8 protein-coding genes are annotated in these 15,780 nt (G+C 47.0%); 1 reads left to right on the top strand and 7 read right to left on the bottom strand.

From position 1 onward, the window contains the following. Nucleotides 1-31: 31 nt before the first annotated feature. The 4 genes from odhB to CHH53_RS12380 all read right to left on the bottom strand — a co-directional run bounded on the left by odhB (nt 32) and on the right by CHH53_RS12380 (nt 11,312). The gene (odhB, locus tag CHH53_RS12395) at nt 32-1,291 is read right to left on the bottom strand and encodes a 2-oxoglutarate dehydrogenase complex dihydrolipoyllysine-residue succinyltransferase (RefSeq protein WP_095216452.1); all 1,260 of its coding nucleotides are present in this window, start codon (nt 1,289-1,291) and stop codon (nt 32-34) included. Further along, nucleotides 1,288-4,176, bottom strand: a complete 2,889-nt coding sequence (locus CHH53_RS12390) for a 2-oxoglutarate dehydrogenase E1 component (protein ID WP_095216451.1) — start codon at nt 4,174-4,176, stop codon at nt 1,288-1,290. Before CHH53_RS12390 ends, odhB begins: the two co-directional genes overlap by 4 nt. A 264-nt stretch (nt 4,177-4,440) precedes the next feature. Continuing rightward, nucleotides 4,441-10,254 carry a lamin tail domain-containing metallophosphoesterase family protein gene (locus tag CHH53_RS12385; protein ID WP_095216450.1) on the bottom strand — a complete coding sequence of 1,938 codons (5,814 nt, stop codon included), beginning with the start codon at nt 10,252-10,254 and terminating at the stop codon, nt 4,441-4,443. Nucleotides 10,255-10,421: 167 nt separating this feature from the next. Next, entirely contained in the window at nt 10,422-11,312 is an 891-nt protein-coding gene (locus CHH53_RS12380) for a LysR family transcriptional regulator (RefSeq protein WP_095216449.1), read from the bottom strand. A gap of 97 nt (nt 11,313-11,409) precedes the next feature. On the opposite strand from CHH53_RS12380, the gene CHH53_RS12375 reads away from it, so the two are divergent. Continuing rightward, complete coding sequence (locus tag CHH53_RS12375; RefSeq protein WP_095216448.1) at nt 11,410-12,180, top strand: sulfite exporter TauE/SafE family protein; 771 nt, start codon at nt 11,410-11,412, stop codon at nt 12,178-12,180. Nucleotides 12,181-12,219: 39 nt separating this feature from the next. Here CHH53_RS12375 and CHH53_RS12370 read toward each other — a convergent pair whose 3' ends face one another. From CHH53_RS12370 to CHH53_RS12360, 3 genes are all read right to left on the bottom strand, one after another. After that, nucleotides 12,220-14,115: a PrkA family serine protein kinase gene (locus CHH53_RS12370; RefSeq protein WP_095216524.1), complete on the bottom strand. Its 1,896-nt coding sequence runs from the start codon at nt 14,113-14,115 to the stop codon at nt 12,220-12,222. A gap of 96 nt (nt 14,116-14,211) precedes the next feature. After that, the gene (locus CHH53_RS12365; RefSeq protein ID WP_158221556.1) at nt 14,212-15,234 is read right to left on the bottom strand and encodes an HD-GYP domain-containing protein; all 1,023 of its coding nucleotides are present in this window, start codon (nt 15,232-15,234) and stop codon (nt 14,212-14,214) included. Between the two features lie 91 nt (nt 15,235-15,325). Continuing rightward, nucleotides 15,326-15,655, bottom strand: coding sequence for a helix-turn-helix domain-containing protein (locus tag CHH53_RS12360; protein ID WP_095216446.1), 330 nt, complete (start codon nt 15,653-15,655; stop codon nt 15,326-15,328). Nucleotides 15,656-15,780: the final 125 nt, after the last annotated feature.

Raw genomic sequence — 15,780 nt, 5'->3', positions numbered from 1 at the left:
ACCCTCCATCTTGAGGGTGGTTCCAATCAATTCAGCCTTCCAAAAGAAGATCATATGGATCTTCAAGCAATTGCTTGATGCGTACAAGGAACTGGACTGCATCCTTTCCATCGACGATACGATGATCGTAAGACAAGGCAAGATACATCATCGGACGAATCTGAATCGTATCATCCGGCATTGCTATCGGGCGTTTCTGGATAGCATGCATTCCCAGGATACCGACTTGCGGTGTATTCAGGATCGGTGTGGAAACAAGCGATCCAAAAATACCGCCGTTTGTGATGGTGAAGGAACCTCCGTTCAATTCATCCAGGCTGAGCTCTTTATTGCGGGCTTTTTTGCCTAAACGGGCTATCTCGCTTTCAATTCCGGCAAAGTCCAGCCGATCAGCATCCCGGACGACTGGTACGACCAGGCCATCATCAGTTGATACCGCTATACCAACATCGTAGAATTTCTTCAATACGATCTCATTACCCTGAATTTCTGCATTGATGTATGGGAATTCCTTCAGTGCACCGACGACTGCTTTTGTGAAGAAGGACATAAACCCAAGCTTCACGTCATGTTTTTCAAGGAATTTATCTTTCCGTTCACTGCGCAGCTGCATGACAGCTGTCATATCCACTTCATTGAATGTGGTCAGCATGGCGGATGTATGCTGTGCTTCGACCAGCCGGTTAGCTATCGTCTGGCGGCGGCGCGTCATTTTCACACGCTCGATTGGTTTATCAAACTCCGTTTTTTCCTGCTGCGTCTGTTTTTCGGCTTTTGCTTGTTTGGCAGGTTTCTCTTTCGGCTTAGCTGCCTCTTCGACATCCTCAGGGCGAATCCGTCCAAATGGATCACGTGATGAAATCTCATCCAGGCTGATTCCCAGCTCACGGGCACGTTTGCGGGCAGCAGGAGTAGCCAGTGTGTTTTTGTTGGACGCGGCCGGCTCAGCGGCTTCGCCTTTCGTTTCGTCCTTCTTCTCTTCAGCCGGGGCCGGAGCCTCTGCTACAGCAGCAGCTTCTGCTTTTGTCTCTTCGGCAGCAGAACCTGCCGCCGCGCCATTTTCATCAACTGTTGCGATGATATCGCCAACTTCGACATCATCGCCAGCTTCCTTCAGCAATTCCTTGACCACACCGCTGTACTCGGCATTGACTTCCACATTTACCTTATCTGTCTCCAGCTCAAGGACAGGGTCCCCTTTTTCGACATGATCGCCCGGATTGACCAGCCATTCTGAAATTGTTCCTTCTGTAATTGATTCTGCCAGCTCTGGTACTTTTAGTTCCTTCATACGCTAACTCCTCCCTTGGACAGCTTTAAGGCTTGGTTGATGATCTGCTTTTGCTCTGTTTTATGGATGGCAGGCTTACCCACTGCCGGTGATGCCCGATCCGGGCGGCCGATGTATTCAAGTGTCTGATCCTCTGACAGAATCGCTTCGATCCTGTCGCGGACAAATGTCCATGCTCCCATATTACGCGGTTCTTCCTGTACCCATCTCACTTCGCTGATAGACGGATAGTCCTTGAAGATCTGTTTGATTTTCTGGGCAGGGAATGGATAAAGCTGTTCCAGACGGACGATATGGAGTTCTTCAAATGAACCAGTTTCTTTCTCCATCGCTTCTTCCAGATCCACCATCACTTTTCCGCTGCCTAATACGAGAGTTCTCGCCGTTTCGGATGTTGCCTCATTGTTAGGCTGAACTCGCAAGGAAGAAAAGCTTCCTTCCGTAAATTCCTCCAGCTTGCTTGCCAACCGGGCACTTCGCATCAAGCTTTTCGGCGTCATGAGCACGAGCGGCCTTGCCTCTTCCCTTCCGCCCAGTTTCGCCTGTCTGCGGAGTAGATGGAAGAGCTGGGCGGAACTCGTCACATTCGCGATGATCAAGTTATTCTCAGCTGCAAGCTGCAGGAATCTTTCCACGCGGCCGCTGGAATGCTCCGGTCCCTGGCCTTCGTAGCCATGCGGCAGCAAAATTGCCATATTGGATTTCTCGCCCCATTTGGCACGCCCTGCTGCAATGAACTGATCGAAAAGCACCTGCCCTGTATTGGCGAAGTCACCGAATTGCGCCTCCCAAATGACAAAAGCATCCGGATTGTGCACGCTGTAGCCATATTCAAAGCCGATGACCCCGGCTTCCGATAATGGACTGTTATGAAGGGCAAATGATTTCGCTTCATCCAGGCCATGCAGCGGAGAGTAAGTCGCATCTGTCTCGATATCATGCAATACCGCATGTCTGTGGGCGAATGTTCCACGCTCTGAATCCTGACCTGTCAGTCTGATTGGAGTGCCTTCCTGTAAAATGCTCGCATATGCAAGAATTTCGCCGACAGCCCAATCCGCTTTTCCCTCTTCTTCAAATGCCTGATGCCGCTTGGAAAGGATTTTGATCAGCTTTTTAAAGACTTGGAATCCTTCCGGCCGTTTCTGAAGCTGCCGATTGAGGGAGAACAATGTATCCGCAGGGACACTGGTTTTTATCTCCGGCAGATCGCATTTCAATGCTTCCGGCTCCGGTTTCGGCATTTTTTCTTTCGCCTCTTCTTCCTTCATATTCTGGAAGATATCCCTCAGATATTCACCGACTTGTTCACTCAGCACTTCATAGCCTTCCTGTCCGGTGATGACTTTCTCTTTTTCAAGCTTCCCGGAAAAGATTTTGGCTACGGTATCATGCGCATCGATGTCCTGATAAAGGATCGGCTGTGTCGAACGCGGTTCATCCATTTCATTGTGACCATATCTGCGGTACCCGACCAGGTCGATCAAGAAGTCTTTATGGAAACGCTGGCGGTATCGGAAAGCAAGCATTGCCGCTGCAACGCAGGCCAGCGGATCATCTGCATTCACGTGCACGATGGGAATCTCGAAGCCTTTCGCCAAATCACTTGCATATCGGGTGGAACGTCCATCACGGCGATTCGTCGTGAAGCCAACCTGATTGTTTGCGATGATATGAACCGATCCAGCTGTGCTGTACCCTGGCAGATCTCCGAGGTTAAGCGTCTCAGCTACAATCCCTTCCCCGATGAATGCCGCATCGCCATGAATGAGGATACTAAGTGCTTTTGAAGGATCCTGTTCCGGATAACCCGGCTTTGAGGTATTATCCTGAGCCGCTCTCGTAAAGCCTTCTACAACCGGATTCACGAACTCCAAATGGGAAGGATTGTTTGCCAGTGTAATTCTCGTGTGCTTCTCTTGTCCTTCATGATGTTCCGCCACAGCGCCGAAATGATACTTTACATCCCCTGTCCAGCCGCCATGCAGCCCTTTAGATCCCTCGGAAGGCAGCAGTTCTTTTTCACCGGTATGATTGAACTCGGAAAAGATGAGATCGAAGGGTTTGCCTAAAACATGCGCAAGAACGGAAAGTCTCCCCCTGTGCGCCATGCCAAGCATCACTTCATCCGTATCAGCAAGACATGCTTCTTTGATGATGGCATCAAGCATCGGCACCATCGATTCAAGACCCTCGATGGAGAAGCGTTTCTGGCCGACGAACGTACGTGAGAGGAAGGATTCAAATCCTTCTACATCTGTAAGGCGCTTCAAAATTTCCTTTTTGTCAGCTGCACTCCAAGCAGGAATATAAGAGGCCGTCTCAATTTGTTCCTGGAGCCATTTACGCTCTTCATTATCAGCAACATGATCATACTCGAAGGAAGTCGTCCCTGCATATCTCTCCTTCAATAGCTGCACGGCATCCAATGCCGTATGTACATGATCCGGAGCATCTTCCCACACAAAGCTTGCCGGGATCTCCCGAAGGTCGGATTCACTCAGCTGGAAATCTTCCATTTTGGTGAGCACTGCAGACTCCGCGTGCTCTCCGCCTACCGGATAGATATCCGCTTCGAGATGCCCATGGCGGCGGATGGCTTCCACAAGCTGGATTGCAGCTTTTATTTTTTTGATGGATACTTCGGAAAGTCCTGCAGATGGAGCGTCTTCCCCTTGACGCTGTGTCAGCCGCGGCTCCCCATGTGTATCGAACAATTCTTTCAATGATGCTTCCACTGATTCCGGATCTTGCCTGTATTTGTCGTATTGCTCTTCCACATAACCCATATTCGGTCCATGGAAGTTCTCCCAGAATCTTTCACTAGATTCCTTTTGTCCCACGACTGTTCCCCCCAATAGAAGTAACTTTTTTAAATTGCTCATGGCTTAGTAATTGGAAATTAAATAAAGTGGCTTGATTCGTTTTCACACTCCCAATATACCGTAACAAGACAAAACTTACAACTAAAACAAGAAAATTTTTAAAACGCTTTCTTTGTTGATATATAAGGATTTATCCAAATGCATTTCATAAATATCATCATTTTGAAAGCGTTTTTACATTTTTGTTTCAAGAAGAAAAAATCTTTGCTTTTTTAATTAAAAAAGAGGATAATTGGAAATATAATTTCCAATTATCCTCCATGTTCATTTGTTGGCTGTCCTTCTTTTATTGAACCAGTATAATGCCGCACCTATAGCCAGAAGTACAGCTCCGGCCAAGATATAGTTGTACAGCTGACTGGCCGTATCAGGCAGGATTCCGCCGAATGGTGTCGTTTTTTTGGAATCCGAAGGCACATTGACTGCATTGCCTGCAGTAGGTGCAGTCTGATTCACAGGTGCAACAGTTTTATCATCCTGTCCATTGTCACCCTTCCCATTACTGCCCTTATCCGCCGGTGGGTCCTCTGCGTTATCGATAGACGGATTCTCCTCATCCTCGCCAGGAGGGTCATCTCCTCCGTCGACGATTGGATCCTCCTGTCCGTTATCGTCTCCGCCCGTCGGGTTTTCTGCCGGCGGTTCATTGCCATTGTCCCCAGGCGCAGGAGCTCCTCCTCCGGTAGTGAAGGTCCACAGATCGGATTTCATTTTTCCGCCATGTGCATCCTCGGCTACGGCATACCAGGCATATTCATGGTCGGACTTCAGCCCATCCCAAGTCACCGATGCATTCTCTCCGCTTTTCACATTTTCGACTTTCCCGATTTCCTTCGTACCAAAGACGTTCACTTCCACATAGTTGGTTGCTACGCGTTTTTTCTGCGCATCCAATTCAAGTCCGATGGAGAATTCGTCTACACCAGGGAATTCATCTTCATCATAATAATTGTAATCATCCATGTATGGAGAATACGTCTTTACTTTGATTTGATCTGTCTCCGCATCGAAAAGCAGGATTCGCATATAACCTTGTCCACCCTCAGGACCCGCCTGATAATCGGCTAGCATTTGGTATACCTTGCGATCAGTCACGCCATCGCCATCATCATCGATTTCATCGACGAGCATATCGGCAGCGTGATAGTGACCGCAAAGCACTGCAAATACATTCGGATTATCCAGGACAAGCTCCTGATAGAGCTGTTCACCTACCGGATGACGGTTTCCGGAAGACAGCAAATATTCGTGGAAATTAAGGATGGCTTTTCGATCCGGGTGTGCTTTCAGCACTGCATCCGCCCATGCAATTCCTTCTTCCTCGATACCCCAGCCAAGATAGACCATGATATAGTCATTCCCATTCGAGGATATCAAATCATAATGTCCCCTGTTATTCTTGTAGGAACCGCCATACCAAGGCTTATCGGCGAAACGGTCCTCACCGAAATATTTGTAGTACTCCGTATAGTCGTTACTCTTTTGTTCCACATCATGGTTGCCGGCAAGGACACCGTAAGGAATGCCTGCGTCATCCAATACCTGCATCGCTTTATCCGCAACTTCCCATTGATATGGCTGATCTGAGAAGTTCACCAAATCACCTGTGTGGATGACATAGTCGATATTGTACTTGTCCTTGTTTTCCGCGATCCAATTCACTTGATCATTGTAGATATGCGGATAGCTTTCAGAATAATACTGTGTATCGGACATCCAGACGAAGGAATAATCATAATCTTCATCCTCGATTGCAATTTCATCCTGAATCAGGACGTTGATCTTGTAATCCTTCACAAAGGCATCGACACTTACGGAACCCTGCAAATCAAAGTCCTCATCCCCCGCTACTTTATAATCGATAAGCTGCCAATCTTCTTCTTGATGGTTCCATGCATACATGGAAACTTTGCGGCCTGGCAGGGAGTTTCCGCTCCAATTGACTTCAACTACATTTTTATCGTCGACATCCTTGGATACAGGAACCTCGAAGCGATGATAAGGGAACTGCGTTTCGCTGTCATTGATCAGATATTTATCATCAATATCTGCAACCTTATCAATATCTTCGCTGCTGAATGCTTCTTCCCCCTCAGGCGCATAATCGGACGGCGGCTCATAATCAGCAGCATTCTTATATGCTTTGATTTCACTATCCTGGCTCACTTTGTATTTATGCCCTTGATAGAAAGTGACGTCCATATCATCACCAGTCGGATCAGTCACTTTCACTTCAAGCTCCGGATTCTTTCCGACATTGCCTGCTTCATCCTCAGGTTTGATCAATTCCGGCGCAGCAGGCTGCTCTTTCGGTGTGGAAAAATTAATTGTGCGAACTTCTTCATTCCCGGCTTTATCAGCAGCACGCAGGATAAGCTTATGATCACCAGCAGATAAAGCCGCAGATGAAGTCTCATATGGGAGCTTGATTTCTTCCCCATCCAATTCTGCCGTAAGACTATCCAGGCCGCTCAGTGCGTCTTCTGCACTTGCCTCGATCGTGAATGGGCCTTTGTATGATTTCCCATCCTCTATCGACGTTTCAATGACAGGTACTGTGTTATCGACAGTCACGGATACTTTGTCTGAAGCTTCTTTACCTCTTGCTTCTATCGTATGCGTACCATCATCCGTTTTTGTCGTATCCCAATCATAGGCGCTAGCTTGGAATTTCTCCGGATCGATGGTGAAAGTGAAATCTTGGACTGGTCGGTAATTTCCGTTATCACCAATATCAATCACTTGATCGGGATCAGCAAAATCCGGATCGTACAAGACAGTGCCATCGCCCAGGACAAGACGGACATTCTTCGCATCGAAGTCATCCCGGTTTTCCGGGGATTCCAGCTGGAATGGGGAAGCTTTGTTTCCGGCATGGATGCTGATTGTGTTTTCCCCAGCCTTCAAGGTATCCGGATCGACCGGCACGGTAATGGTCGTATACGTATCGATCCAATCATCGAATATGTGCAGCACTTCTCCATCCTGTACAACTGCATTTTGGAAATACGTATTGATGCCATTCACATCAAATGCAAAATAAGCTTCCGTTTCCAATGCTTTATCTGTCTGATCGACTTCTTTTCCATCGATCAGCAGTGTCGTTTCCTGCTCCGTGTCGGAGGTCGCTTTCAGCTTGTAGGTTCCAGATAGAAGCTGTCCCTCCTCCACATTCAATCGCGGACTCGTTTCCTTTTGATCACGCTCTATACTGACTCGTTTTGTGTCCGTCTTTGTTTCATTGAAACCATCCGTTGCCGTCACATAATATTCCACATAGTCCTTTGCTATCAGCTCTGGCGTATAAACCGTGTGATGATAATAGCCGGTCTGCTCATTTTTGATGAGGTCGACTTGCTTGAAATCACCGTTTTCATCCGTTCGGTAATATACCGTAACACGTTTTACATCTTTATCATCAGAAGCTTCGACCGTAAGCTGTAAATCTTCTGTTTGGTTGATGGTGTCTATTTCCGTCAGATCCTTCACTTCCGGTGCTGCAGTGTCTTCTTCAACCTGTATAGGCTCACCTGGCACTTGATCCGGAGTAACACTTCCCGGAGTACCAAAAACGGAACCGGCGTTCAGCTTCAGCATATTCGTCGATCCATCGAGCGGATACTTGTAGTTGATTCCCATATTGGCAGCAGTATCCTTCACATCAGCAACTTCGTTATATGTTGCCATGGCAATCGTATTGCCTGCCTTTGTGGCAACACCAACCCCGCGCTGGCTGCCATTCGCCATCCCGGCTGACTGAACTTTGAACAGGTTTTCACCCAGTGTGAGATTCGTGCCGTAATTCGCGTTAAAATCATCTGCCGTCAAATCATTATTGGAGCCGTTGATAATCCAGAATACAGCTGTTTCACCAGGCTGGATAACTGGACTTTCATCGGGTCTCCAAGCAGTCACTCTCGTATCCGGATACACATACGCCAACTCATAGTCCTGCATATCGACCGGTGCTGTCGTGTTGTTATAGACTTCGATGAATTCATAACCATCTGCACCATTCACATTCGAGGAATCCGGGACCAGTTCTGTCACCAATAAGGAAGGAAGAGTGGTATAATCCGTATCCGGCTTCTTCACTTCCACCTTGAACGTATCTGTTTTGGAGCTATTGAAACCATCGGATGTTTCGATGTAATATTCCAGCGTCCCTGCTTCCAGTTCAGCTGTCGGAATCTCTGCTTGGTAGGAGTCCCCTGTTTTCTGCATGCTGAATTGCTCAAAATCACTTGCGCCTTCTTTCTTGACGTAAAGTGTGACATGCTGAATGAAACTCTCTTCGGTTATTTCCGCTTCGATGTGAAGCGGTGCAGGAATGGAAACTGTTTTCACAGGCTCGTGTTTGATTTCCGGCGGAGTTTCATCCTTTTCAACCTTCACCGTTTCCGACGGAACCTGTCCATCGATCAAACTGCCCGGAGAGGCTTCCAGCTGAAGCCCCACCTTTGTCATTTGTGCTGTACCCGAAGCTTTGTAAGTGATGCCTTGATTCGGATATGTGTCATCGATTCCTTCTGCGTCATTGTAACTCGCTGCAGCGAGCTGCGCTCCGCTGTCCGCCTGGAATGCAATCGTTCGGGCTGAGCCATTTGCCATCCCATCATTATGGATTTCGATAAGTTGATTTTCCGTCAGATCAGTCTGATAATGACTGTTGAAATCAGCCAGGCCAAGCGATTGATTGGCCTCATTCTTGATCCAGATCACCGCTGTGCCTTCTGGCTCCAACATGACAGAGCGATCGATATCCCAATCTGTCTGCCTGCCATCAGGATACTGATAGGATAGCTTGTAGTCCTTGAGATCCATAGGCTGATCCGAGTTGTTATACACTTCGATAAACTCATACGCATCCGAACCACTGATATTATCACTATCAGGAACCATTTCCGTGATGAGGACCGGCGGCTGTATCTGCGGATCGGCTTCAACGGTCGCTATTTCCATTTGCTGCAAACCACTTTCAGGAAAACGCAGAGGAGTACCTTCGCTGACCGCATCGATACTGTATTGGAAGGAAGGACTCCAAAGCTCTTCTTTAGGAACGACCGCTTCCCAAGTTCCATCGCCTTTATCCGTCATATCCACTTTCTGTTCTGCCATGCCCGGAGCAGTAATATAAGTCAGGACGGCGGAATCTGCATCGCCATTCTCAATGGAAGCGCGGATTATAAGGTCGCTGCTTCCATCGGCGCTGGTGATAGCTTCATGGATCAAGGAAGGCCGTTCCTCTTGCTGCTCTTCATCCTTTTCATCTGCTTGCCCTCCATCACTTTCCGTGGTTTGCTCTTTTGCCAATCGTTCTTCTTTTTCCTCGACTCGCTTCTGTTCATCTGCTGCCTCGGCTTGCTTGTCCTGCTTTTGATCAGCCGTCTCCTGATCATCCTCTTCTTCCTTATCTGCAGGTGCTTCCTTCACATCATCCCCCGAGGCATCCGGCTGCGGACTGCCCGCTGTATCTTCCTGTTCATCTTCTTTCTGATCTTGCTCTATCTTTTCGGATCCTGGTGATGGCGCTGCAAGTATGGTTGGTGTTTTCTGATCATCAACGAAATGGATGCTTTCTGCCTGTCCCACATCCTGAAAGTGGAATACAGAAACAGAAGTTTGCTCGGCTGCGCTATCGGTGATGGACAGCTGCTGCTCTTCATCCTGGAATATGTAAGGCTCTGTTACATTAGTGAATGCAGACTCAGTCAGCTCAGTTCCAAAATGACCATTGAAAGCTTCGACTGTCGTCTCATTATCCAAAGCGAGTACTGCATAGCCTCCGGCCGGGATTTGTTCATCCGGTTCTTGGAATTCGAGCTTTTGATCCTGGTCCGTTGTGTATGTAAGCTCCAGATTCTTCCAGGATTTTGCTTCTTCCGTTCCATTATGTACTTCGATAAAAGAGAAACCTTCGGCACCTTGTTTATCGCTTCCATACACTTCCGTGATTGAAACCTTGTTCTCTTGGAGTTTCTCCTCTGCCTTTGCGACTGGAATGGATGCGGGCACAACTGTCTGCATCAGCAGCAAACATGCACTGAGACCGGCAGCCACTCGATATGAACGCTTCATACAGCTCCCCCTATCTTTTATTGGAATCGTTCTCCCGCATTCATTCTAGAGTTTATGTATTAAGGATTTATAAAGAAGCTGTAAATTGTTGTCATAATACTTCGACAAAAATCGCTAAATGGTTAACCAGAAAAAAATAAAGCGACAATATGCCGCTTGTTTATTTCCTAAAACCGTGTCGAATAAGTAAGAAGCTGTTCAATAAAGTGTTCGCTAGCCGGTGAACGTACACTGCCTTCCCGCCAGGCCACGCCGATTTGCCTTTCGGTAGGTTCAATCAGAGGAATGCTTTTTACATGATGCATATGAAGGCTTTCCAGTGATGGAAGCAAGGCAATACCCTGTCCGGCAGCGACAAGGCCTAGTATGGTCATCATATCTTCACTTTCAAATGCGATTTTCGGCTCCAAACCATACTTTTCCACTATCTGTTCAAACATCACCCTGGCACTGTAGCCGGGACGGATGAGCAGGAAGGGCTCCTTTTCTATTTGCTTGAGTGCCAGCTGCTTTTCTTCTGCGAGCGGATGTGTATCGGAGACGAATACATAGAGCTGGTCTGTCCATAATTTCCTCCAGGACAAACCTTCCGCCCCCTGATCCATATTACAAATACACAAATCAAGCTTCCCTTCCTTCAACTGATCGATAAGTTCTTGTGTCGAGCCTTGATACAGGGAAATTTCCACTGATGGATAACATTCTTTAAAATGCTTTAACAGCCGCGGGATATGCTGGAGTCCCTGCGATCTCATGAATCCAAGTGTAATCTCCCCATATTGCGGATCCTTCATTTTACGTATGTGCCGCTCGGCCTTCTCCATTTCCTCCAGTATTTTGACTGCATGTGCATAGAAGGCTTCCCCATAGCGGCTCCGCACAATGCCTCTTCCTCTTTTCTCAAAAAGCTGGACGCCCAGTTGCTCCTCCAGCTTCTGGATCGACCTGCTCAATGCCGGCTGGGATATTGCCAATGCTTTTGCCGCCTGAAGATAATGCTCACGCTCCGCCACTTCCTTAAAATAAACGAGCTGCTGCCATTCCATCGAACCACCCATAACCTTTCTGCATTGATTGTATGATTTTTATGCATTATACAATAGCATTTTACTATGGTTAAATATAATTACAACTAGAAATGAGGGAAGTATTAGTATGGCTATTGAAATTATTTTAATCATGATTGCAGCCGGTCTTATCATCGGCTTTGTCGGAGCTGGCGGATCGGGATTCATCATCAGCATCTTGACGGTGCTATTCGGTTTTCCGATTCATGTTGCCCTGGGAACAGCGCTTGCATCCATGTTGTTCTCTTCATTCTCAGGTGCAGTGAGTCACTACCGGGAGGGGAATGTGACATTGCGCGCAGGCGTCATCATCGGTATCTTCGGTGCATTGGGTGCATTCATCAGCTCCCATTTTTCCGGACTCATCCCAGAGGATATCTTGAACTATCTTACAGCCGGCATGCTCGTCCTATCCGGTGCGGTGCTTTGCATTCGCCTTCTGCTCATGGGCAAATCCACTGACAAAGGAACTACGGTGAGTGCATTCATTTACAAGAACAACATTGTTTACTTCATTGCAGCTGCGCTGCTTGGTATTCTAACCGGGGCACTCTCCGGATTATTCGGGATTGGTTCCGCACCATTCATTCAAATCGGTCTGCTGATCCTGCTCGGCCTATCCGCCCGGCAATCTGCCGGTACAACCATGATGATCATCATCCCGATTGCTTTAGCTGGCGGCGTTGGTTATGCTCAGCTTGGTTTCCTTGATATCAAATTACTTGTGGAAGTAGTGGCCGGGACCATGATCGGCTCCTATATAGGGGCCAAATTCACAAAACGTGTCCGTCCTGTCTATTTAAAGACAGCAATGGTACTGCTCCCTATTTTTGCAGGATTTCTGCTTTTAACCGCATAAGCACGCAAACAAACCGCCGGGATTACCCGGCGGTTTGTTTTATCTGTTCAGCAGACTTCCTACATAACGGAGAAGGTCGTTGGCCGACGTGGAATTATAACCATATTCATCGATCAATGTAGCGACTACTTCATTCATCTTCTTCAATTGCTGTTCATCAGGAGTTTTGGTGGACGTCGTAATTTTGACTACATCCTTCAAATCGGCAAACAGCTTTTTCTGGATTGCTTCCCGCAGCCGCTCATGGGATTGATAATCGAATTTCTTTCCTTTTCGGGCGTAAGCTGAGATTCGGATGAGAATTTCTTCACGGAAAGCCTTTTTGGCATTTTCGGAAATTCCGATTTGTTCCTCTATCGAGCGCATCAATTTTTCATCAGAAGGAATTTCATCCCCAGTCAGCGGATCGTGCAGCTTTGTTTTATTGCAATAAGCTTCGACATTATCCAAATAATTATCCATCAATGTCTTGGCAGATTCTTCATAAGAATAGACAAATGCTTTTTGCACTTCCTTCTTCGCTATCTCATCGTATTCCTTGCGCGCCACTGCAATGTAGTTCAAGTAGCGTTCCCGATCTTCTTTCGAGATGGATGCATGGCTGCTGAGGCCATCCTTCAAGGAGCGGAGTACATCCAATGCATTGATGGAACGCATTTCTTTTTTGATGATCGTACTCGAAATACGGTTGATCACATACCGTGGGTCGATTCCGCTCATACCTTCATCACTGTGTTCTTTTTTGAGCTCCTGAATATCCGCATCACTGAAGCCTTCCAGCATCTTTCCGTTATACAGATGCATTTTCTTCAGCAGGCTGATACCACCTTGATTCGATTCCTTCAGTCTAGTAAGAATCGTGAACATTGCAGCAATCTTCAGTGTATGCGGGGCGATATGGACATCCTTGATATCACTCTCGGAAATCATCTTCTGATAGATTTTCTCTTCTTCATCCACTTTGAGATTATAAGGAACCGGCATGACGATCATCCGGGAATGCAAGGCCTCGTTCTTCTTATTGGAAATGAAGGAACGATACTCAGATTCATTTGTATGAGCCACGATGAGTTCATCCGCACTGATCAAAGCGAAACGGCCAGCCTTGAAGTTGCCTTCCTGCGTCAGCGAAAGCAGATGCCAAAGGAACTTCTCATCACATTTGAGCATCTCCTGGAATTCCATCAATCCGCGGTTGGCTTTATTCAGCTCTCCATCGAAACGATAAGCCCTCGGATCTGATTCCGATCCATATTCCGCAATGGTGGAGAAGTCAATGGAACCCGTCAAATCCGCAATATCCTGCGATTTCGGATCAGAAGGGCTGAACGTCCCGATTCCAGTTCGTTTATCTTCGGAAAAGAAAATACGTTCGACGAGGACATCTTCGATTCTGCCATCATATTCTTCTTCCAGCCGCATCAGATTCAGAGGTGATAGATTTCCTTCTATACGAATACCATACTCTTCCTCGAAATCCTTGCGCAGATGGACCGGGATCAAATGAAGCGGATCTTCATGCATCGGGCAGCCCTTGATTGCATAGACGGCTCCTTCATCTGTCAGTGTATATTCTTCCAGCCCTCGTTTGAGCAAGCTGACAAGTGTGGATTTCCCTCCACTCACAGGACCCATGAGCAACAGGATCCGTTTCCGTACGTCCAGTCGCCGAGCTGCCGGGTGGAAGTATTCTTCCACCAGCTTCTCAAGCGGCTCCTCCAAACCGAACAATGCGTCCTTGAAGAAGCTGTAGCTTTTTACCCCATCTTCCTCTTCAATGCCTTTATGCTTGATCATATTATATACACGGGAATGTGCAGATTGAGCAAGATAAGGACGGTCCTTCAACAAACGCAGATAATCGGCGAGCGTTCCTTCCCAATGAAGCTTCTCTTGTTCCTGGCGATACTGCTGTACCTTATCCAATATATTCATCATTCATTAACCTCCCAGGCATTGTTAGACAAAAGGCGATTACCTTAATGTATGCCTGGGATTCAGCTATCATGCCAGCAATTCCATAAACGGCGCTTACGGCTTCTGCTTCCATCCTATTTCCATATGCGCTTCATTCGTATACTTATCGATCATGACATCATCCAGCCGGATTGCATTCATATCGCTTGGGAATATATGCATAAGCTGCGCCAGTTTTTTAACGATTTTTTTCGGGTATGCTTCCGACATCTCCAGCATCAGCTGAATGGCTTCCGTAGCTGGCAGCACCTCCCGATAAGTCCGGGATAGCGTAAGGGCTGAGAAAGTATCGACTACCGCCAATATTTGCAGATCCACTCCCAATTCCGGCAAGTATGCACCATCAGGATAGCCCTTGCGATTCAGCCGTTCATGATGGCTTCTGGCATAGCGACCAAGCAGAGATTCCCCCGCCTGGCTCAGCAGCGCCTCTCCTTTGACCGTATGAGTCTGAACGATTTCGTATTCCTCTTTCGTCAGTGTCGATGATTTATCCAAGATCTCGCGGGGAATTTCCAGCTTTCCGATATCATGGAATAAATACCCTGTTGCACAAAGATCCAATTGGACGACATTCATATGATAAGCAAGCATCGTACCGATGACGAAAACATCCAAGGAATGGATGAAAGCATATGGATCCCGCTGCTCAAGAAGATGCCAGAGACTGCTGCGCCCCATCGTCTTCAAGCTTTTCACATAAAGATCCTTCAAGAAGCGGATGCTCTCTTCTTCATAGAGCAATTTCCCGTAGCGATACTCGAATGCTATATACGATAGATTCGTATAGAAATGCTTCTCCATGCTCCGCTTATAAGTGGCTTGGTGATCGGTTTCTTTCCCTTGCAGTTTCTGGATCATCTGCTGAAGGCGATCCGACTTGCTGAACAGATCAGCAGCAGCTTCCTCTTCGGTCTCGACGATGACAGAGGGAACCTTGTTCTGTTTCAGCTGATCGAGCAACGCGGCTGTAATGACTGTCCCCTTATTCACGCTTGTCTTATCCGCCAGAATGATATCACTGCCCATGACGTCACCAATCAGTATGTCTTGGATGCGTTTTCTTTTTAAAATCAATTCCATTCTCCTTTAAAAAACTGCCCTATCTAACAGCCTGAAATTTCTTTTTTTGCCACTGACTGCCTCACCATGGCACTTCTTTAGCCCCTCAGGTTTTGCGAAACTGCCTTTCAACAGTGCTGTCATATATGTATGTAATGGTTTCCTGGCTGTGCCTAGCTTCCAAATCCAGCAGCTTATTATATTCCTCTTTTGTAGGTAATAATTCTGTCATCTCCACATTCAGTGCTATCGCCAATTTACTGATGCCTATAAAAGATATATTCCGCTTTCCGTTTTCGATATCGGAATAGTACGATCGATTAAAACCCGCCATGCCAGCCAACTCTTCCTGTGTCAGCATCTGTTTTTTCCTCAGATAACGCAGTTTATCCCCAAATGCCCGAAGCAATAACGTGTAATCTTTCACATTATTCATGCACTCCATTATACCTCGTCATATCAGTAAATCCACCGGATATAAGTGACATTAGTATATTGCTACCAAATAAAACCGGTAAAAGTACTACATTATCCCTAATCCGACCATGCCTAAACAACTAG

It is taken from the genome of Terribacillus sp. 7520-G, assembly GCF_002271665.1.
Taxonomy (GTDB): Bacteria; Bacillota; Bacilli; order Bacillales; family Amphibacillaceae; genus Terribacillus.
Note: the sequence above shows the minus strand (reverse complement) of the source record. Positions and strands in the feature narration are given on the sequence as shown.